Origin of the sequence: Nocardioides sp. YIM B13467 (assembly GCF_042788075.1) — a bacterium.
Taxonomy (GTDB): domain Bacteria; phylum Actinomycetota; class Actinomycetes; order Propionibacteriales; family Nocardioidaceae; genus Nocardioides.
Map to the genome: position 1 here is coordinate 1,574,311 of NZ_JBHZPJ010000046.1, position 19,359 is coordinate 1,593,669.

Consider the following 19,359-nt stretch of genomic DNA (forward strand, 5'->3'; position numbering starts at 1 on the left):
CTGCCCCGACGGGCGGCCGGACTGCCGGCTCGGCGCGGGCGGCGGCGCGGGCGCGGGTGCGGGCTGGGGTGCCGGCTGGGGTGCCGGCTGGGGCGCGGGCCGGGGTGCGGGGCGCGGCGCGCGCGGCGGGCTCGGCTGCTGCTGACCCGGGTAGTCGGAGTAGCTGCTGTCGCGCCGGTAGCGGCGGTCGGCGAACTCGTCGTGACTGTCGTTGCGGCGGTCGTCGTAGCGATCGTCGTAGCCGCGCGAGCGGCGCTGCGGCGGCTCCTGACGGCNGCTCACGTTGCTTGTTCACCGACCGCATAACTTGGGTTTGACCAGCATAAATAGGTCGCCACGGGGCGCCCGGTCGCATATAATAAGGCCTATGTACGAGACCATCGACCACCTCCTCACTGGGCCGCCTCCGGGTGCCTCCGAGGCTGAGCTGGTGGACTGGATCGCTGGTCTCGAAGCGGTCAAGTGCACCGCCGAGGCCGTCCAAGCCGAAGCGGCAGTACGTCTCGACGAAGCCGTCCGTGCCCGCCAATCAGAGGCCGGGGTTCCCGCCCGCAGGCTCGGTGAGGGCGTGGCCTCCCAGATCGCTCTGGCGCGGCGGGTCTCGCCGGAGAAGGGCGCCAGGCTGCTCGGGCTGGCGAAGATCCTGATCGCCGAGATGCCGCACACCTTCGCCCTGATGAAGGCGGGGCTGTTCTCGCAATGGCAGGCCACCATCCTGGCTCGTGAAACCGCGTGCTTGTCGGTGGAGGACCGCAGGTTCATCGACTACGAACTCTGCGCCACCGGTTGGAACGGTGAACCGGCTCGTGCGGTGTCGATGGGGCTACGCCAGCTCGAGAACGCCGCCAAGAAGCTCGCCATCACCCTCGACCAAGCCTCCGTCGTGGCCCGGGCCGCCAATGCAGCGAAGGACCGCCGGGTCAGCCTGCGGCCGGCACCGGACACGATGACCTGGCTCGGCGCCCTGTTCCCGGTCAAGGACGGTGTCGCCGTCTTCGCGGCACTGGACCAGGCAGCCAAGGCTGCCCACGCAGCAGGCGATGAGCGCACTCGAGGGCAGGTCATGGCCGACACCCTCGTCGACCGGATCACCGGCCGCAGCACCACCGGCACGAAGCCTCGGGTCGAGGTCAAGATCGTGATGACCGCCGACTCCCTCGCCAACACCAACGACCAGCCGGCCATCGTCGAGGGCTACGGACCCGTCCCCGCCGCCTGGGCCCGCGAAGCATTGGCCGATGCCGAGGTCTTCGTCCGCCGGTTGTTCACCGACCCCGCCGGGCGGCTGGTCGCGATGGAGTCACGCGTCAGGAAGGCACCCGACGGGCTCGCGGAGTTCATCACCACCCGCGACGGCGGGATCTGCCGCACCAACGGCTGCGACGCCCCCATCCGCAACATCGACCACATCGAACGCCACGCAGACGGCGGCACTACCAGCGCCGAGAACCTGCAGGGCCTCTGTGAAAGGTGCAATCAAGCCAAGGAAGCCCTCGGGTGGCGAGCCAGACCAGGACCCGACGGCACCATCCTCACCACCACACCCACCGGGCACACCTACATCAACCCACCACCAGATGGCTGGCCACCGGATCCACCATCCTTGTCGCCGGCAGAACGCAGGCTGCGCCGCGTACTCCACACTCACACCCTCGCAGCCTGAGATCCCAGGGCTTGCGGAAACTTTCCTCGGATCGGTGCTTGACCTTGACGCTACGTCAGGGCTGCACGCTTCTTTCACGGCCCCAAACAGGAGCCACCAACCGATCCAAAGGGAGCACCACCATGAACNTGGGATCCGACAAAGTTGGGCCGCCCCCGATGCTCCCCAGAGCTCTTCCCCCATCTCTCTGGAGTCACCCCATGCTGCGCCCGCTGGCGACCCTGCTCGCCTTCGTACTCCTCTGCTCCGGCTGCGCCGAGGTCTCCCAGCCGGACACCGCCGTCCAAGCCGGATACGGCGCCGACAGCGGCGAGGAGGTCAGCCTTCCGCTGACCGAGGCCATCGCGAAGCTCCCTGTCGCCAAGGAGGTCACCTCCGGCTACGAGCGCGATAAGTTCAACCACTGGGTCGACGCCGACGGCGACTGCCAGGACGCCCGCACCGAGGTGCTCCTCGAGGAGTCGAAGAAGAAGGCGCGCGGCAGGTGCGATGTCACCAGGGGCGTATGGCTCTCCACGTACGACGGGGTCACCGTCAAGCGCCCCGGCGGCCTCGACATCGACCACATGGTCGCGCTCAAGGAGGGCTGGGAGTCCGGCGCCAACGCGTGGACGGACGAGCAGCGGGAGGCGTACGCGAACGACCTCGGTGACCCGCGCGCCCTCATCGCCGTCACCGCCGCGACCAACCGCAGCAAGGGCGACCAGGACCCGGCCGACTGGATGCCCGACGCCACGAGCTACCACTGCACGTACGTCGCCGACTGGGTCGCCGTGAAGATCCGCTGGAGCCTCTTCGTGGACCGTGCGGAGAAAGCCGCGATCGAGGACATCGCCGCCGGCTGCGACAACCCCGAGATCACCGTACGGCTGGCCGGACAGGCCCAGAGCGAACCGGCCCCGGGCGACCCGGAGCAGAGCGCCGCTCCCGCAGGCGGCTCGGGTGACGACCCCCGTTTCGACACCTGCGCGAAGGCTACCGCGAAGGGGTACGGGCCCTACCGGAAGGGCCGCGACGCCGAGTACGCGTGGTACCGCGACGGCGACAAGGACGGCACGGTCTGCGACAGCTGACGCGACACCCGGATTCCGCAGGTCAGAAGCGATACCCCAGCCCGTAACGTACGAGGCTCCTCCTCCGTTGAGTGTGACGAACGTCAAAGGGAGGGATATTCACGTGCGCACAACACTCATCGCGCGGGGAGCCGCGGTGGCGGCCGCAGCCGCCATGGTTGCCTTGTCAGCCGCACCTGCGAGCGCCGCCACGGTGTCGCAGGCGTCCGCAACCGCGCTCAGCCTCGAGCTCGCCGGCACCGGGGCCACCGACTCAGGCACCTATGCCGTCACCAACGACGGCTCGACCGAGTCGGCCGAAGGCACCAACGAGCCGCTCATCACCGCGCTCGGGGGCCAGGACGCCATCCATGTGGGCACATTGGCCCAGGACGCGGTGGCCAAGAGCAACGCCACCTCGGCAGCCTGCTCCGGCGTCGCCGGTGACGGCGCGACCCTGGTCGCGGCCGGGTCCGGCGACTGCCTCAGCGGCGGCGACAACATCACGCTTGACGCCGCCAGCCTCGACTTCAGCAACCTGGAGGTGATCCAGTCCGACCTGTTCCAGGGAGCCGACAGTCAGCTCCAGGAGCTCGGCAAGCCGGTGCAGGACCAGATCACCAGCGCGCTCGCACAGCTCCTGGCCCCGCTCGTAGAAGGGTTGGACGGCGCCGGCCTCTACGTGGATCTCGGCGCCGTGCAGAGCAGCTGCACTGCCGACGACGACACCGCGACCGGGGACAGCACCATCGCCGACTCGTCCGCCTACGTCGTCATGCCCGGTGGCGACCGGGTCACCCTCGTCGACCTGCCGGTCGAACCCGCCGTGAACCAGAAGGTCGTAACCGACCTGTCCGGCGTCGTCGACGCGATCATGGCCGGTCTCCGCACCCAGCTCACCCAGGGCCTCGACGGTGCGCTCAGCGACCTCACCCAGGTCACCGACGCGATCCAGAAGCAGGTGCTCGCCACGCTCCTGACCTCGCTCGAGGAGCAGCTCGCGCCACTGGAGGACAACGTTCTCGACATCACCCTCAACGCCCAGAACACCTCCCCGGGCGCGATCACGGTGACCGCGCTCGACGCGAAGGTGCTCCCGGCAGCCGAGGCGTTCGTCGGCGGCAGCCTGGCACACCTGACCATCGGCACCAGCAGCTGTGGCCCGAACAGCCCGACCACGAAGACGGTCGTCAACAACCCGCCGAAGGCAGCCAACCCGCCGGCTTCGGTCCCGACCGTCGTGACCGCCGGCATGGAGAGCTACGACGACGGCAGCGCCGGACGCATCGCTCTCGTCACTCTGCTGCTCCTCGCGGCCGCAGGCGCCGGTGTGGCGACGTACGTCCGCATGTTGCGGCGTGGCTGACACCTCTGTTGACTCGGCGCCNTTGGCGCCGGTTGAAACGTGGGCTGGCGATGGTGAGTGGCATCTCGCCGACTGCCCGCACCTGAGGAGCCCACCATGAGCCGCCGTTACTGGATCGACGACTGGCGTCCGGAGGACGCCACCTTCTGGGAGGAAACCGGGGCCAAGACCGCCCGCCGCAACCTGATCTGGTCGATCTTCGCCGAGCACCTCGGCTTCTCGGTCTGGCTGATCTGGTCGGTCTCCTCGGCCTTCCTGGTCGCACAGGGCTTCGAGTTCACCCCGAGCCAGCTGTTCTTCCTGATCGCGATCCCGAACCTGGTCGGCTCGCTGCTGCGGGTGCCCTACACCCTCGCGGTGCCGAAGTTCGGCGGCCGCAACTGGACGATGATGTCGGCCGCGCTGCTGCTCGTGCCGACCCTCGGCTTCGCGTACGCCGTCACCCAGCCCTCCACCCCCTACTGGGTCTTCTGCGTCATCGCCGCCACCGCCGGTCTCGGCGGCGGAAACTTCGCCTCCTCGATGGCGAACATCAACTTCTTCTACCCCTCCGCGAAGAAGGGCGCCGCGCTCGGCCTCAACGCCGCCGGCGGCAACCTCGGCGTCGCGCTCATCCAGTTCCTGCTGCCGGTCATCGTCGGTGGTGCCGGCATCTTCGGGCTGATCAAGGCCTCCGACGGCATCCACCTCGAGCGGGCCGCGTTCGTCTACGCGGCGCTGGCCGTCATCGCGATCCTCGCGGCCTTCTTCTTCATGGACAACATCACTGACGCCAAGTCCTCCACGAAGGAACAGCTCTCGGTCGTGAAGTCGAAGCAGACCTGGATCATGTCGTTCCTCTACATCGGCACCTTCGGTTCCTTCATCGGCTACTCCGCCGCGATGCCGCTGCTGATCAAGCTCAACTTCTGGGTGCCCGAGCCGGCGCCGCTCGGCACCGGCATCTACTTCGCCTACTTCGCCTTCCTCGGCGCCCTGATCGGTTCCGCGACCCGACCGTTGGGTGGTTGGCTGGCCGACCGCTGGGGCGGCGCGAAGGTCACGCTCGGCGCGTTCATCGGGTTGGTCGTCTTCACCCTCGGGGTGCTGTGGACCCTGATGCAGCTCACCCCGAACCCGGACGCGACCCCCGCGATCGCGTTCGAGAACCAGTCCTGGTTCCCGGTCTTCCTGGGCTTCTTCATGCTGGTCTTCGCCTCGACCGGCATCGGCAACGGTTCGACGTACAAGATGATCCCGTCGATCTTCCGTCGTGAGGCAGAGATGGCCACCACGCCGGGGACCGCCGAGCGCGAGACCGCGCTGGCCGGCGCGACCAAGAAGTCCTCCGCCGCGGTCGGCATCATCGGCGCCGTCGGCGCTGTCGGCGGCTTCCTCATCCCGATCGCCTTCAACAGCCCCTGGGTCGACAACCCCCTCGACGCCACCAAGTCGGCGTTCGTCGCCTTCACCATCTTCTACGCCATCTGCGCCCTGGTGACCTTCGCGGTCTACCTGCGGCCGCAGGGTGCGCGGGTGGGTGAGCTGGCCGACGTGCGGATCTGAGCGGGCCAGCCCCATGTAACACGCTGTTCGTCGGACTTATCGCCCTATCAGGAAGGGCGAAAAGTCCGACGAACGACGTGTTACACGCGTCGGACGCTCAAGCCAGGCCGATCGCTGCCTCCGCCGCGGCCAGGACCGGCGCGGTCGCCTCTCGGCACCTCTCGGCTCCGGCGGCGTACACCTCCGTCACGTACGCCCGGTCGGCGGCGAGCTCGCGGTAGCGCTTCTGGATCGGTTCGAGCTCGGCGACGACCGCGTCGGTGACCGCGGCCTTCAGGCCGCCGTAGTTCGACAGCCCGGCGGCCGATCCGCCGCAGGCCTCGAGGATGTCGATCAGGTTGGTGACGCCCGGCCGCTCCTCGTCGCGGGAGACGTCCCCGACGGAGTCGGTGACCGCACGGGCCACCTTGCGACGTACGACATCGGCATCGTCGAGCAGGAAGATCGAGCCCGGGTGCGCGTCGCCGGCCGACTTCGACATCTTGCGGGTCGGCTCGGCCAGATCCATGATCCGGGCCCCGGCCTCTGGATGCACCGCCTGGGGGACGGAGAAGACCCGGCCGTACGTCGTGTTGAACCGGATCGCGATGTCCCGGGCGAGCTCGACGTGCTGGCGCTGGTCGTCACCGACGGGCACCTCGGTCGCCCCGTAGAGCAGGATGTCGGCCGCCATCAGCACCGGATAGGTGAACAGCGAGGCGCGCACCGACGCCCCGACGCGGCGCGACTTCTCCTTGAACTGGATCATCCGGCCCAGCTCACCGGTGTGCGCGACGCACTCGAGCAGATAGCTGAGCGACCGATGCGCGGGGACGTGGGACTGGATGAACAATGTGGCCGGTTCGAGCCCGGACGCCATCAGGAGGAGAGCCATCTCCTCCGTCCGCGTACGCAGCACCGACGGTTCGTGCGGCAGCGTCAGTGCGTGCAGGTCGGAGAGCCCGTAGAAGGCGTCCGAGTCGGCCGTGGCCGCCATCTCGACAGGCTCGATACATCGCATCGGCCGCAGCGCGCCGAGCAGGTTGCCGATGGTGAGTCGGCCGGAGGGTGTGATGAGGGAGAGTCGCCTGGTCATGGTGGACCTTTCGGGGTGGTGAGGCCCACGGGTCAGCGACGATCAACGAGAAAGGCCGCCCGTGGGCGGCCTGATGTGAGTGCTCAACAATCGGGTGGACCGCCTAGGAGGCGGACCACCACTGGGTGGAACGAATGCTGAACACCTCTCCAGTGTCTCACACGTCACAGATACCGTGTGGCTCATGACGACTCCGCCGACCACGTGGCCGACCTCGTGCCAGGGGCACTCGACGGTCGTCTTCGACGAGAGTCTGGCCGACTACGACTTCGGCCCGACTCACCCGATGGCGCCGATCCGGGTGGACCTGACGATGCGCCTGGCCGGCGAGCTCGGCGTACTCGACCATCTGAAGGTCGTCGAGGCGCCGATGGGCACTCCGGAGCAGCTGCTCACCATCCACGACGAGAGCTACATCGAGGCGGTCATCAAGGCCGGCCGGAGTGGCGAGTCGGACCTCGCCCACGGCCTCGGCACCGAGGACGACCCGGTCTTCGCGCACATCCACGACGCCAGCGCCCACATCGTCGGCGCGAGCATCGAGGCCTGCCGCCAGGTCTACTCCGGCGAGAGTCTGCACAGCGCCAACATCATGGGCGGCCTCCACCACGCGATGCGCGGACGGGCCGCCGGGTTCTGCATCTACAACGACGTCGCCGCCGGCATCCAGTGGCTCCTCGACCAGGGCGTGAAGAAGGTCGCCTACGTCGACGTGGACGTGCACCACGGCGACGGCGTCGAGCGGGCCTTCTGGAACGACCCGCGAGTCCTGACGATCTCCCTCCACGAGACCGGCCAGCTGCTCTTCCCCGGCACGGGCTTCGCCGAGGAGGTCGGCGGACCCGAGGCCGAGGGGAGCGCGGTCAACGTCGCGCTGCCGCCCGGCACCGCCGACCACGGCTGGCTGCGCGCCTTCCATGCCGTCGTGCCCGCCCTGATCCGGGAGTTCCAGCCGGAGATCCTGGTGACCCAGCAGGGCTGCGACTCGCACACCGACGACCCCCTCGCCGACCTGGCGCTCAGCGTGGACGGCCAGCGGGCGGCGTACGTCGCGCTCCACGAGCTCGCCCACGAGGTGTGCGCGGGCAAGTGGGTGGCGTTCGGCGGCGGCGGTTATGCGGTCGTAGACGTCGTGCCACGCGCATGGACGCACCTTCTTGCGCTAGTGTCGGGGAATCCCTTGGAGCCGACGCTCGACGTGCCAGGTGGCTGGCGTGAGCACGTGCAGACGCGCCTCGGGAGGGTCGCACCGTTGCGCATGACGGACGGGCGTGAACCGGCCTACCGCGACTGGGGGAGCGGATATGACCCCGGCACGTGGCTGGACCGGCAGGTCCACGCGACTCGCACAGCGGTGTTCCCGCTGCACGGGCTCGACCCGATGCCGTAGCCCAGTCAGATAGTTTCGGGACGGTCTAGAAACCGCAGTTCGTCGCGCCCAATTGCAACTCGACACGCCGGTGGTATGTGAGATTCTCAGGGGTGTCCCCTTCCCCATCAGTCACATCAGGCCCTATTCTCACTTTGGGATCGCGTTTTGGACCGGCGGTGGGGAAGCCGCCGGCGTCGCGATCACTCGAGAGAGAACGGTGGAAGCAGATGGTTACTCCTTCTGGAGACATCTCTGACAGCAAGTTCCTGACCGTTGCCGAGGTTGCGTCGATGATGCGCGTATCCAAGATGACGGTCTACCGGTTGGTTCATTCGGGCGAGCTGCCTGCGGTGCGTGTCGGTCGTTCCTTCCGGGTTCGGGAGGACGACGCGAACGAATACCTCAAGAGCTCGTTCTACAACGCGGGCTAGTTGTCGGACCCCGCGCCCGGGCACGATGGGCGCGGGGGCAACACCGGTCCCATCGGGTCACCGATTCTCTCTGGGTGCCCTGGCTTCGTTAGTCTTACCCCCTAGGTCTGTTTGCCGCGCGCTGCGGTGAGTGGCCGCGTCGGCACCGGGCCGGCATTCTCTGCAACGATCGTGAAGGGTTCCCCGTGGGTTCTGTCATCAAGAAGCGTCGCAAGCGCATGGCGAAGAAGAAGCACCGCAAGCTGCTCAAGAAGACTCGCGTCCAGCGCCGCAAGCTCGGCAAGTGACGTTCGTGGCGTAGGTGGCGGAACGCACCGGACCCGGTCGGGTCCTCCTGGTCACCGGGGTCTCGCGTGACCTCGGTCGCCGTTTTGCGCGCGCTGCCGCCCGCCACCCGAACGTCGAGCGGGTGATCGGCGTCGATGTCGCACCGCCTCGCGGTGACATCGGCAAGGTCGGATTCGTCCGAGCCGACATCCGCAACCCGGTGATCGCCAAGGTGATCGCCAAGGAGGAGGTCGACACCGTCGTCCACCTCAGCGTCATCGCGACCCCCGGCACCACCGGGGGTCGTTCGACGATGAAGGAGCTCAACGTCATCGGGACGATGCAGCTCCTCGCGGCCTGCCAGACCGCGCCGTCCCTGCGTCAGGTCGTGGTGAAGTCGACGACCCAGGTCTACGGGGCGAGCAGCCGCGACCCGGCGATGTTCACCGAGTCGATGGAGCCGCGGCGCACCCCGTCCTCCGGCTATGCCCGCGACGCGGCCGATATCGAGTCCTACGTACGCGGCTTCGCCCGTCGTCGCCCGGACATCGCCGTCACGGTGCTGCGCTGTGCCAACGTCCTCGGGCCGCACGTGGTCAGCCCCATCGCGTCCCACTTCCGGCGCGCCGTCGTGCCCAACGTGCTCGGCTTCGACCCGCGCCTGCAGTTCCTCCACGAGCAGGACCTCTACGGCGTCCTCGAACATGCCGTACGCACCGGGGTCCCCGGGACGTTCAACGTCGCCGGCGACGGCGTGCTGACCCATTCGCAGGTCGCGCGCCGGCTGCAGCGGGTCACCGTGCCGATCCCCGAGCCGCTGTTCGGCCTGGCGAGGTTCGGCGGCGGCGAGTATCCCGCGGAGCTGAGGGCGCTGCTGACCTACGGTCGCGGCGTCGACACCACCCGGATGCGCTCAATGCTGGGCTTCGAACCTCGATACACCACCGCGGACACGGTCGTAGACTTTGCGGACAGCGTGATGCCGTCCGCGAACCGCGCCGACCGTGCGCTGGCCGCCTTGGAGAGCCGACTGACGGGAGCGCCCGGTGACTGAGTCCCCCGCCCAGGGTTTCACCGGCACCACGGCGCGCGAGCGCCATCCGCTGCGGGCGATCCCGGCGGCCGACTGGGCCGCGGCTCTGGAGAGCGCCGCCAAAGAGGTCTTCGGCACCGAGTGGGAGGAGCAGCTCGCCCGGTTCATCGTGTTCCTGCGGCGCCGGATCTCCGGCGAATACTCCGTCGACGAATACGGCTTCGACCGCGAGCTCACCCAACGCTTCATGCTGGCCGTGCTGCGGCCGATCAAGGAGAAGTGGTTCCGGGTCGAGGTGCGCGGCATCGAGAACATTCCGACCGACGGCGGCGCCCTGATCGTCTCCAACCACTCCGGGACCATCCCGATGGACGGCCTGATGACGATGGTCTCGATCCACGATGAGCTCGGTCGCAACCTGCGCCCGCTCGGGGCGGACCTGGTCTTCCGGATGCCGATCGTCGGCAACATCGCCCGCAAGGCGGGCGCGACGCTGGCCTGCAGCGAGGATGCCGAGCGGATGCTGCGCAACGGCGAGCTGGTCGGCGTATGGCCCGAGGGCTTCAAGGGCATCGGCAAGCCCTACAGCGAGCGCTACAAGCTCCAGCGCTTCGGCCGTGGCGGCTTCGTCTCCTCCGCCCTGCGCACCGGCGTCCCGATCGTGCCGCTCTCGGTGGTCGGCGCCGAGGAGATCTACCCGCTGGTCGGCAACATCCCGGCCCTGGCCAAGGTCATCGGCGTGCCCTATCTGCCGATCACGCCGTTCTTCCCGCTGCTCGGGCCGCTGGGTCTCATCCCGCTCCCGTCGAAGTGGCTGATCGAGTTCGGCGAGCCGATCCGCACCGATGCGTACGACGCCTCGGAGGCCGACGACCCGATGCTGGTGTTCAACGTCACCGACCAGGTGCGCGAGACGATCCAGCAGACTCTCTACCGTCTGCTGGGCGAGCGCGCCTCCGTCTTCGGCTGATCCCGAGAGGTCACCCCCGCCGGCCGAGAAGTCAACTGCGCCGGCCGAGACGGCACGCCTGTGCCAACTCGACCAGCGCCAGTGACGCTTCGGCTTGGGTTACGGGGTGAGGAGGCCGGTGGCGCCGGCGAGCACGTCGCCGACCAGGCCGGTGACACCGGTGACCAGACCGGTGACGGGGTCCGTCACGGTGCCGGGGTCGGTGGTGTCCGGGTCCTCGGAGGGATCGCCGTCGGAGGGGGTGGAGGGGGTCGGCAGGATGCTGCCGTCCTCCTCCGGTTCCTCGGAGGGCTTCTCCGGGTCGTCCTTCTCGCCCTTGGGGTCGGTCACCGAGCCGGGACCGATCTTGTCGGGGTCGATGGAAGGCAGGTCGAGGGCGTTGTCGTCCTGGGTGAGCGGCGGCAGCGCCTCGGCCTCGACGACGGTGTCAGCCGGAAGCAGCCCGTCGATGTCGGAGGTGAGGCTGGAGACCAGCGTCGCGGGAAGCTCGGTGATGCCACCCTCGCAGGTGGGGCAGAGCTGAGCGGCGGCCTGGTCGATCAGCACGAGGGTCTGCGCGGCGTCGGAGACGGCCGGCTCTGCCCGCTCGGGCACCTTCGGGCTCAGCTCGGCCAGCTCCTCGACGCCATCGGCCGCGAACGTACGCAGCTGGGCGAGCGAGTCGTTGTCCTGGGACTGCTCGAAGTCGCTGATCAGCAGGTCGGAGCCGTGCGCGGCCTGACGCGAGAAGGTCTCGAGCGTCGAGGTGACCCGCTCGGCGTCGGTCATCGGCGCGTCGGCGACCAGCGACTTGGCCTCGCGCAGGCGGGTGCCGGCGTCCTCGAGGATCCGGATGCCACGGGCCTGGGTGCTGACGGTGAAGCCGGCGGAGACGTTCTCCACGGCACGCTTGACCGGGTAGAGCGAGTCACCGGGCAGAGCGGTCTGGGACGCGGCCGCGGCACCCGCGGTGCCGCCGACGATCGCCATCGCGGCGAAGGCGACGGCCAGCTTGCGCTGCCGGCGCGGCCGGCGTACGGGACCGACGGTGAGCTTGCGCTCGACCGTCCTCTCGGTGCGCGGCGCGGGCACGAGCTCGGTGTCGGCGGCCTCCATGAGGCGCTCGCGAAGGGAGACGGAGAAGTCGCGACTGGGGACGGCGGAGTCGCTGAGAGTGGAGAGCGACGAAGCGAAGACGGCCAGATCACGAAGCTCGTCGGCAGACTGCGAGGCACGCCGATCCGTCGCGGCAGCAGCCGCGACCATTCGGTCGAACTCGTCGGCACGCTTTCGCGCCGGGAATGCCGGGCTCATCGGGGGGTTCCTACTCGGTATCGGCTGTCAGGGATTCGTCGAAACAGCTGCGCACAAGGTGCTGCCATGTCGGACAACGAGTCGCCCCGGCCGCGGGTTACGGCAACCGGTCGAGCATTCAAGGTGGTGCGGAACACAGTCATCAGCGGATCCCGTCAGGCATCTGCTTGGCGAGATTGCGGATCCCGCGCAGCTGGAGCTGTTTCACGGCTCCGTCGCTGCGCCCGAGGATAGCGGCTGTCTCTGCGATTGACAGCCCTTGCAGGAAACGCATGATGATGCAGTCGCGCTGTTCGTCGGGCAGCTTGGAGAGAGCCCCGAGCAGCATCTCGTTGGTGATCCCGGCCATCACGATCTTCTCCGGCCCGTCCGAGGAGGAGTCGTGCTGACCCATGTCCTCGGTGGTCATCTCCAGGCGCGTACGTCCCGCCTTGAAGTGGTCCGTGGCCAGGTTGCGGGCGATGGTCATCAGCCAGGCGCCGAAGTCCTTGCCCTGCCAGCGGAAGCCGGTCATCGAGCGGAGCGCGCGGAAGAACGTCTCCGAGGTCAGGTCCTCGGCGACCTGGGTGGAGCGGGTCCGGTAGAAGAGGAACCGGTAGACCGCGCCGTGGTAGTGGTCGTAGAGGAGGCCGAACGCCTCCTTGTCACCCTTGCGGGCGAGCTCGACGAGCGCGATCAGCCGGGTGCGGTCGGCCTCGCTCTCCTCCGAGGAGGTGGCGAGCTCGGCATCGTCGTCCGGCTCGTTGTCGGAGCGGGGCTTGGACTCGTGGGTGCCACCCGTGCCGCGACGCTCGGGCTCGGCGAGCGGACCGGACGCACCGGCAACGCCGGCGTAGGCGGGTTCGTAGCCCTCGTTCATCAAGAGCTCGACCGCAGCGCGCAGCGCATCCAAGCGACGATGGACGTCATTGGCGCGGCGCGACATGTGGGTCCCTCCCGAAGACTCCCCCTGAGCGAGCCCAACCTTACGGGTTAGGGCATCCCGATGTCAGGTCCCGAGCCGAAGTTGCCTCGGCGTGTGTTGGCAATTTCCTGACAGCGCGGCGAATACCCGGCACTGCATACAGGTCGCCAACGGCGCGATCAGTCCCGCCGTCCGCGAAGCGCGATCGCCACCGCGATCGCCCCTGTGGCCGCCCCGCCCAGCGCTGCGGTCACCACGCCGGCCCGGGCGGCCTTGCGCCCGGTGCGGTAGTCACGGATCGGCCAGCCCTTCACGCGCGCGTGGGCGCGTAGGCGCGCGTCCGGATTGATCGCGCACGGATGCCCGACCAGCGAGAGCATCGGCAGGTCGTTGTAGGAGTCCGAGTAGGCGGCACAGCGAGAGAGGTCGAGGCCCTCCCGGGCGGCGATCGCCTTGACCGCCTCTGCCTTGGCCGGCCCGTGGAGCATCTCGCCGACCAGATCGCCGGTGTAGACGCCGTCCTCGGTGGCCGCCACCGTCCCGAGCGCGCCGGTGAGCCCGAGCCGCCGAGCGATGACCCGCGCGGCCTCGACGGGAGCCGCGGTCACCAGCCACACCCGCTGTCCCTGGTCGATATGCGTCTGCGCCAGGGCTCTGGTGCCGGGCCAGATCCGGTGGGCCATGCCCTCGTCGAAGATCTCCTCCATCAGGCTCTCGACCTCCTCGGCGCGATGGCCGCGGATGAACGACAGCGCCGACGAGCGCGCCGACTCCATGTGGGCCGGGTCTTCCACCCCGGCCACCCGGAAATAAGCCTGCTTGTACGCGGCCGAGGCGATGTCCCGCGTACGGAAGAACTTGCGCCGGTGCAGGCCGCGGGCCAGATGGAAGATCGTCGCGCCCTGCATGATCGTGTTGTCCACGTCGAAGAAGGCCGCTGCCGTCGGGTCCCCGGCCGTCGGATAGAGCCAGGCCTCGATCTCCGCGGCCGCGGCCGATGCCTCGCCGGCGAGAGCCGAGCGGCGTTTCAGGTCTTTTCGCCGCAGCTCGGCACGGCGGCGGTCGCTGGCGCTGCTCATTGCGCCAACAGTAGTGGTCCGGGCGCCGTGAGGGGACCCAGGTGTCAAGATGGTCGGATGGAACCGCGTGTGACCTTTTACACCCGTCAGGGCTGCCATCTGTGCGACGAGGCTCGGCTGGTCCTCGAGAAGGTGGTCGGGGGCGACTACACCGAGGTCGACATCGACGCCGACGAGGAACTGCGCGAGCGATTCACGAACGAGGTGCCCGTGACGTACGTCGACGGGAAGCAGCACGACTTCTGGCGTGTCTCCGAGGAGCGGCTGAGGGCAGCGCTCGCGCGCTCCCCAGAATAACTGTCGATCGGCCCATTACCCCGAACAACCCCCCTCTGACAACTCCGCAAACACGTGTGCTAGCCGACGCTCTGCGAGTTTGTTCTCGCGGTCACAAACTCCGTATGGTGGCTGAGCCGCAGGGCGATCCCGGGCTAAAAAGCCCCCGTCTGTGGCGCCGGCATTGAAAGAGCAGAGCGTGACGGCACGGAGTACGAATACGGGCGAGGGCAGCGGTGCCCAGGACCCCCACCGGGATATCCCCGAGGCGACTGTCGCCCGGCTTCCGGTCTATCTCCGGGCGCTGACCTCGCTCGCCGAGCGCAACATCGCGTCCTGCTCCTCCGAGGAGCTCGCGACGGCTGCCGGGGTCAACTCCGCCAAGCTGCGCAAGGACCTCTCCTACCTGGGCTCCTACGGCACCCGTGGGGTCGGCTACGACGTCGACTACCTGAGCTACCAGATCGCCCGCGAGATCGGCGTCACCCACGACTGGCCGGTCATCATCGTCGGTATCGGAAACCTGGGCCAGGCGCTCGCCAACTTCTCCGGCTTCAGCAGCCGCGGCTTCCGCACCGTCGCGCTCCTGGACGCGGCCGCGCCGATGCAGGGCCGGACCGTTGCCGGGCTCGAGGTCCGGCCGTTCGCCGACCTGGCCGAGATCGTCGCGGCCGAGCAGGTCTCGATCGGAGTCATCTCGGTGCCGGCGACCGCTGCCCAGGACGTCGCCGACGCGATGGTCGCGGCCGGCATCAGCAGCATCCTCAACTTCGCGCCCGCCGTCCTGAACGTGCCGCCGGGTGTCGACGTACGCAAGGTCGATCTCTCGATCGAGCTGCAGATCCTGGCGTATCACGAGTCGCGCAAGGCTGCAGAAGCTGACGAGACGGTGGACAATGATACCGAGGAAGGGGTCACGGCATGAGCGAGCGTCAGCGAGCGAATCACGGACTCAACATGCCGGCGGCTCCGTATCCTTGCTTCTCCTCTACGGAGGTGCCGGCATGAGTGTCCTTGTTGTCGGCATCTCACATAACTCTGCGCCGGTCTCGTTGCTCGAGGCGGCGTCGGTGGACGCAGACGGCCTGCAGAAGCTCCTCACCGACGTGGCTGGTTGTGAACATGTCAGCGAGGCAGCGGTCATCGCGACCTGCAACCGTCTCGAGATCTACACCGAGGTCGAGCGCTTCCACGGCTCCGTCGAGGAGCTCTCCCGCCGCATCATCGAGGGCGCCGGTCAGACGCTCGAGACGATGCTGCCGCACCTCTACGTCCACTACGACGACGGTGCCGTCTCCCACCTGTTCAAGGTGGCCGCCGGGCTCGACTCGATGGCCGTCGGCGAGGGCCAGATCCTCGGGCAGGCCCGCGCGGCTCTTCAGCTCGGCCAGGAGATGGGCACGGTCGGACCGGCGCTCAACAGCCTGTTCCAGCAGGCGCTGCGGGTCGGCAAGCGCTCGCGCGCGGAGACCGACATCGACCAGGCCGCTCCGTCGCTGGTGACCGCGTCGCTGGACCGCGCCGCGCGAGCCGTGGGTGACGTACGTGGCAAGCGGGTCGCCGTCGTCGGCGCCGGTGCGATGGCCGGGCTGGCCACCGCGACCGTCTCCCGGTCGGGTGCCGCCGATGTCGTCGTGGTCAACCGCACCACGGCCAACGCCGAGCGCCTCGCCAAGGAGTACTCCGCGCGTTCCGCCTCGCTCGACACGCTGGCCGACGAGGTCGCGGCTGCCGACATCGTGATCACCTGCGCGGGCGCCAGCGGGCTGCTCGTCCCGGCGGACATGGTCGGTGACCGCAGCAGTCGCCCGATCGCGCTGATCGACCTGGCCCTGCCCCACGACATCGACCCCGCCGCGGGGTCGCTCCCGGGGGTCACCCTGATCGACCTGGCCGCCCTCGCCGACGAACTGCACGCCTCGCCCGCCGGCAAGGAGGTGCTCGCGGTCCGGGACATCGTCACCCAGGAGGTCGCGGCGTTCCTGAGCGCTCGTCGCCAGTCCGCGGTGACCCCGACGGTGGTCGCGCTGCGGAGCATGGCCACCGGTGTCGTCGCTGCCGAGATGGAGCGTCTCGACAACAAGCTGCCCGGCCTCGACGAGGCCACCCGCGCGGAGGTGCTGCACGCCGTACGCCGTGTGGCCGACAAGCTGCTCCACGAGCCGACCGTCCGGGTCAAGGAGCTCGCCAACGAGACCGGCGCGGTGTCCTACGCCGCTGCACTGGCCGAGCTCTTCGCGCTCGACCCCGAGGCCGTCTCCGCGGTGACCCGGGCCGACGTCCCAGGAGACCCCTCATGAGAACTCTTCGTCTCGGCACCCGCCGTTCCCAGCTCGCCGTCACCCAGTCGACCCTCGTCGCGGAGATGCTCCGCGCCCAGGGCCACATCGTCGAGCTGGTCGAGATCGTCTCCGACGGCGATCGCTCCCAGGCGGCGAACACCCCGCTGACCAGCGCGAACTCGACGGGCGTCTTCGTCAGCGCGCTGCGCGACGCGCTCCACGCCAAGGAGATCGACCTCGCGGTCCACTCCCTCAAGGACCTGCCGACCTACCCCGAGGAAGGCATCGAGCTGGTCGCGATCCTGCCGCGCGAGGACCCGCGCGACGTGATCGTCGCCCGCGACGGCCTGACGCTCGGCGAGCTCCCGCAGGGCTCGAGGGTAGGCACCGGCTCGCCGCGGCGCGTCGCCCAGATCAAGGCCCTCGGCCTCGGCCTGGAGCTGGCCGGCATCCGCGGCAACGTGGACACCCGCATCGGCAAGGTCCGCTCGGGCGAGTTCGACGCGGTCGTGCTCGCGCGTGCCGGCCTGGCCCGCATCGACCGGCTCGACGAGGTCACCGAGGTCCTCGACCCGATCCAGGTGCTGCCCGCTCCTGGTCAGGGGGCCCTGGCGGTCGAGTGCCGCGCAGGCGACGCCGATGCCGACGTACGCAAGATTCTGGCTTCCCTCGACGACTCGCCCACCCGAGCGGCTGTCGAGGCGGAACGCGCGGTGCTCGCCACCCTCGAAGGTGGCTGCGCCGCGCCCATCGGGACCCTCGCCGACGTGGTTGAGGGTGAGGAAGGACCAGAGCTGTGGGTGCGGGCAGTCGCGCTCTCACTCGATGGCTCGCTCTCGATCCGACTCTCCGCATCCGGGCCGCTCGACGACGCCGCAGGCGTCGGGCGCCGGCTCGCCGAGGAGATGCTCGCCGAGGGTGCAGCAGACCTGACCGACGACCCCACCACTGACCCCGGCCAGGCTGTCATGGACACGGGCGGTTCCCCCCAGACCGCTCCCGAGCAGGACAAGGTGCACAACGCATGACCCGAGCAAAGACCACCGAGCAGACGGCCGAGCACAGCTCGGCCACCCCACTGGGCTGGGTGTCCTTCGTCGGCAGCGGTCCTGGTGACCCTGAGCTGCTGACGGTACGGGCGATCGACCTGTTGAAGCAGGCCGATGTTGTCGTGACCGAGGCCCCCGAGCACGCATCACTGGTGCGTGGCGTTCTCGGCATCCCCGAGCCGGTCGAGCCGGCCGAAGGTGACGAGACCCCGGAACCGGTCGGACCCGAGTTCATCGACGGCGGGTTCGGCGTCGACGGCCAGCCCCTGGCCAACGCCGCCCGTGCCAAGGCCGTCGTCAAGCAGGCGAAGCTGGGCAAGCGCGTCGTGCGCCTGATGACCGGCGACCCCTTCCTCTACGCCTCCGGCCCCGAGGAGGCGCAGTCCTGCGCCAAGGCGGGCATCGGCTTCGAGATCGTCCCCGGCGTCTCGTCGGTGTCGGCCGTTCCGGCTTACGCCGGCATCCCGCTGACGACCAAGGACCACCAAGAGGTCGCGGTCGTCACCTGCAACGAGAAGATCGACTGGAGCCAGTACGCCGACAACCGCACCCTGGTTCTCCTCTCCGGTGTCGGCATGATCGGCGACATCGCCAAGGAGCTCATCGCGGCGGGCCGCTCGGCCAAGACCCCGGTCGCGATCACCCGCGTCGGCACCACGACCGAGCAGTCGACGGTAGAGTCGACCTTGGAGAACATCGCCGTCGACGCTCGTGCCGCACGGATGGCGCCGCCGGCGATCGTGGTGATCGGCAAGGTGGTCAACTTGCGTGAGACGCTCTCGTGGTTCGAGACGAAGCCGTTGTTCGGCTGGCGCGTGCTGGTGCCCCGCACCAAGGAGCAGGCGCCTGCGCTGTCGCTGAAGCTGAAGGGCTTCGGTGCCGTGCCCGAGGAGGTGCCGACGATCTCCGTCGAGCCGCCGCGCAACCCGCAGCAGATGGACAAGGCCGTACGCGGCCTGGTCGAGGGCCGTTACAACTGGATCGCCTTCACCTCGATCAACGCGGTGCGCGCCGTACGCGAGAAGTTCGACGAGTACGGTCTGGACTGCCGCGCCTTCTCCGGTCTGAAGATCGCCGCAGTCGGCGAGAAGACCGGGCAGGCGCTCGAGGCCTGGGGCCTGCGCCCCGACCTGGTGCCGAACACCGACAACCAGTCGGCCGCCGGCCTGCTCGAGGTGTGGCCGGAGTACGACGAGGACCTCGACCCGATCAACCGGGTCTTCCTCCCGCGCGCCGACATCGCTACCGAGAACCTCATCGCCGGCCTGGTCGACCTCGGCTGGGAGTGCGACGACGTGACCGCCTACCGCACCGTCCGGGCGGCCCCGCCGCCCGCGCCGACCCGCGACGCGATCAAGACGGGCAAGTTCGACGCGGTGGTCTTCACCTCCTCGTCCACGGTCCGCAACCTGGTCGGCATCGCGGGCAAGCCGCACACCTCCACGGTGATCGCGGCGATCGGTCCGGCCACCGCCAAGACCGCCGAGGAGCACGGCCTGCGGGTCGACGTGATGTCGCCCGAGCCGTCGATCGAGGCGCTCACCGAGGCGCTCGCCGCCTTCGGTGCCGCGCGTCGTGCCTCGCTGGTCGAGCAGGGTCTGCCGGTCACCAAGCCGTCCGACCGGCGCCCCGCCTCGCGCCGCCGTTCGCGCACCTCCTGAACCGAGTTTCGACCGCAGCTGCCGCGTGCTCCCGAGTGTGG

At 69.0% G+C, this 19,359-nt stretch carries 18 protein-coding genes; 14 read left to right on the forward strand and 4 right to left on the reverse strand.

Features of this window, described 5'->3' with window-relative positions; translation table 11 throughout:
* Positions 1 to 367 precede the first annotated feature (367 nt).
* From ACFX43_RS14705 to ACFX43_RS14720, 4 genes are all read left to right on the forward strand, one after another.
* Positions 368 to 1,663, forward strand: a complete 1,296-nt coding sequence (locus ACFX43_RS14705; RefSeq protein WP_378825635.1) for a DUF222 domain-containing protein — start codon at positions 368 to 370, stop codon at positions 1,661 to 1,663.
* 200 nt (positions 1,664 to 1,863) lie between these two features.
* The gene (locus ACFX43_RS14710) at positions 1,864 to 2,736 is read left to right on the forward strand and encodes a DUF1524 domain-containing protein (protein WP_378825642.1); all 873 of its coding nucleotides are present in this window, start codon (positions 1,864 to 1,866) and stop codon (positions 2,734 to 2,736) included.
* 103 nt (positions 2,737 to 2,839) lie between these two features.
* The gene (locus ACFX43_RS14715; RefSeq protein ID WP_378825651.1) at positions 2,840 to 4,081 is read left to right on the forward strand and encodes a hypothetical protein; all 1,242 of its coding nucleotides are present in this window, start codon (positions 2,840 to 2,842) and stop codon (positions 4,079 to 4,081) included.
* Between the two features lie 96 nt (positions 4,082 to 4,177).
* On the forward strand, positions 4,178 to 5,626 hold the full coding sequence (locus ACFX43_RS14720; protein WP_378825662.1) for an MFS transporter: 1,449 nt from the start codon (positions 4,178 to 4,180) through the stop codon (positions 5,624 to 5,626).
* Positions 5,627 to 5,723: 97 nt separating this feature from the next.
* Here ACFX43_RS14720 and trpS read toward each other — a convergent pair whose 3' ends face one another.
* Entirely contained in the window at positions 5,724 to 6,701 is a 978-nt protein-coding gene (gene trpS, locus ACFX43_RS14725; protein ID WP_378825673.1) for a tryptophan--tRNA ligase, read from the reverse strand.
* Between the two features lie 184 nt (positions 6,702 to 6,885).
* Between trpS and ACFX43_RS14730 the strand changes: the two genes are divergently transcribed.
* The 5 genes from ACFX43_RS14730 (at position 6,886) to ACFX43_RS14750 (ending at position 10,774) form a co-directional block, all read left to right on the forward strand.
* Positions 6,886 to 8,091 (forward strand): acetoin utilization protein AcuC, encoded by a 1,206-nt coding sequence (locus tag ACFX43_RS14730; RefSeq protein ID WP_378825682.1) that lies wholly within the window; start codon positions 6,886 to 6,888, stop codon positions 8,089 to 8,091.
* Between the two features lie 209 nt (positions 8,092 to 8,300).
* Positions 8,301 to 8,504, forward strand: coding sequence for a helix-turn-helix domain-containing protein (locus tag ACFX43_RS14735; protein ID WP_008356311.1), 204 nt, complete (start codon positions 8,301 to 8,303; stop codon positions 8,502 to 8,504).
* Between the two features lie 185 nt (positions 8,505 to 8,689).
* Positions 8,690 to 8,791, forward strand: a complete 102-nt coding sequence (locus ACFX43_RS14740) for a 30S ribosomal protein bS22 (RefSeq protein ID WP_008356322.1) — start codon at positions 8,690 to 8,692, stop codon at positions 8,789 to 8,791.
* Between the two features lie 14 nt (positions 8,792 to 8,805).
* On the forward strand, positions 8,806 to 9,825 hold the full coding sequence (locus ACFX43_RS14745; protein WP_378825738.1) for an NAD-dependent epimerase/dehydratase family protein: 1,020 nt from the start codon (positions 8,806 to 8,808) through the stop codon (positions 9,823 to 9,825).
* On the forward strand, positions 9,818 to 10,774 hold the full coding sequence (locus ACFX43_RS14750; protein WP_378825742.1) for a lysophospholipid acyltransferase family protein: 957 nt from the start codon (positions 9,818 to 9,820) through the stop codon (positions 10,772 to 10,774). Before ACFX43_RS14745 ends, ACFX43_RS14750 begins: the two co-directional genes overlap by 8 nt.
* 99 nt (positions 10,775 to 10,873) lie before the next feature.
* Here ACFX43_RS14750 and ACFX43_RS14755 read toward each other — a convergent pair whose 3' ends face one another.
* The 3 genes from ACFX43_RS14755 to ACFX43_RS14765 form a co-directional block, all read right to left on the reverse strand.
* Complete coding sequence (locus tag ACFX43_RS14755; RefSeq protein ID WP_378825747.1) at positions 10,874 to 12,067, reverse strand: DUF5667 domain-containing protein; 1,194 nt, start codon at positions 12,065 to 12,067, stop codon at positions 10,874 to 10,876.
* 142 nt (positions 12,068 to 12,209) lie between these two features.
* Positions 12,210 to 12,992, reverse strand: coding sequence for a sigma-70 family RNA polymerase sigma factor (locus ACFX43_RS14760; protein WP_378825754.1), 783 nt, complete (start codon positions 12,990 to 12,992; stop codon positions 12,210 to 12,212).
* 158 nt (positions 12,993 to 13,150) lie between these two features.
* Positions 13,151 to 14,050 carry an HAD family hydrolase gene (locus ACFX43_RS14765; protein WP_378825760.1) on the reverse strand — a complete coding sequence of 300 codons (900 nt, stop codon included), beginning with the start codon at positions 14,048 to 14,050 and terminating at the stop codon, positions 13,151 to 13,153.
* Positions 14,051 to 14,107: 57 nt separating this feature from the next.
* Between ACFX43_RS14765 and ACFX43_RS14770 the strand changes: the two genes are divergently transcribed.
* From ACFX43_RS14770 to ACFX43_RS14790, 5 genes are all read left to right on the forward strand, one after another.
* A complete protein-coding gene (locus ACFX43_RS14770) occupies positions 14,108 to 14,347 on the forward strand; it encodes a glutaredoxin family protein (RefSeq protein ID WP_378825769.1) in 240 nt (79 codons plus the stop codon).
* Positions 14,348 to 14,525: 178 nt separating this feature from the next.
* Entirely contained in the window at positions 14,526 to 15,251 is a 726-nt protein-coding gene (locus tag ACFX43_RS14775; RefSeq protein ID WP_378825778.1) for a redox-sensing transcriptional repressor Rex, read from the forward strand.
* Positions 15,252 to 15,330: 79 nt separating this feature from the next.
* Positions 15,331 to 16,626, forward strand: a complete 1,296-nt coding sequence (locus ACFX43_RS14780) for a glutamyl-tRNA reductase (RefSeq protein WP_378825787.1) — start codon at positions 15,331 to 15,333, stop codon at positions 16,624 to 16,626.
* Positions 16,623 to 17,636: a hydroxymethylbilane synthase gene (gene hemC / locus ACFX43_RS14785; RefSeq protein WP_378825810.1), complete on the forward strand. Its 1,014-nt coding sequence runs from the start codon at positions 16,623 to 16,625 to the stop codon at positions 17,634 to 17,636. The genes ACFX43_RS14780 and hemC overlap by 4 nt, the downstream gene beginning before the upstream one ends.
* The gene (locus ACFX43_RS14790) at positions 17,633 to 19,318 is read left to right on the forward strand and encodes a uroporphyrinogen-III synthase (RefSeq protein ID WP_378825839.1); all 1,686 of its coding nucleotides are present in this window, start codon (positions 17,633 to 17,635) and stop codon (positions 19,316 to 19,318) included. Before hemC ends, ACFX43_RS14790 begins: the two co-directional genes overlap by 4 nt.
* Positions 19,319 to 19,359 lie beyond the last annotated feature (41 nt).

What these genes read in the sequence shown, in the direction of transcription:
- ACFX43_RS14705 (WP_378825635.1), top strand. Translation starts at nt 368, where the DNA reads ATGTACGAGACCATCGACCACCTCCTCACTGGGCCGCCTCCGGGTGCC.
- ACFX43_RS14710 (WP_378825642.1), top strand. Translation starts at nt 1,864, where the DNA reads ATGCTGCGCCCGCTGGCGACCCTGCTCGCCTTCGTACTCCTCTGCTCC.
- ACFX43_RS14720 (WP_378825662.1), top strand. Translation starts at nt 4,178, where the DNA reads ATGAGCCGCCGTTACTGGATCGACGACTGGCGTCCGGAGGACGCCACC.
- trpS (WP_378825673.1), bottom strand. Translation starts at nt 6,701, where the DNA reads ATGACCAGGCGACTCTCCCTCATCACACCCTCCGGCCGACTCACCATC.
- ACFX43_RS14730 (WP_378825682.1), top strand. Translation starts at nt 6,886, where the DNA reads ATGACGACTCCGCCGACCACGTGGCCGACCTCGTGCCAGGGGCACTCG.
- ACFX43_RS14735 (WP_008356311.1), top strand. Translation starts at nt 8,301, where the DNA reads ATGGTTACTCCTTCTGGAGACATCTCTGACAGCAAGTTCCTGACCGTT.
- ACFX43_RS14755 (WP_378825747.1), bottom strand. Translation starts at nt 12,067, where the DNA reads ATGAGCCCGGCATTCCCGGCGCGAAAGCGTGCCGACGAGTTCGACCGA.
- ACFX43_RS14760 (WP_378825754.1), bottom strand. Translation starts at nt 12,992, where the DNA reads ATGTCGCGCCGCGCCAATGACGTCCATCGTCGCTTGGATGCGCTGCGC.
- ACFX43_RS14765 (WP_378825760.1), bottom strand. Translation starts at nt 14,050, where the DNA reads ATGAGCAGCGCCAGCGACCGCCGCCGTGCCGAGCTGCGGCGAAAAGAC.
- ACFX43_RS14770 (WP_378825769.1), top strand. Translation starts at nt 14,108, where the DNA reads ATGGAACCGCGTGTGACCTTTTACACCCGTCAGGGCTGCCATCTGTGC.
- ACFX43_RS14780 (WP_378825787.1), top strand. Translation starts at nt 15,331, where the DNA reads ATGAGTGTCCTTGTTGTCGGCATCTCACATAACTCTGCGCCGGTCTCG.
- hemC (WP_378825810.1), top strand. Translation starts at nt 16,623, where the DNA reads ATGAGAACTCTTCGTCTCGGCACCCGCCGTTCCCAGCTCGCCGTCACC.
- ACFX43_RS14790 (WP_378825839.1), top strand. Translation starts at nt 17,633, where the DNA reads ATGACCCGAGCAAAGACCACCGAGCAGACGGCCGAGCACAGCTCGGCC.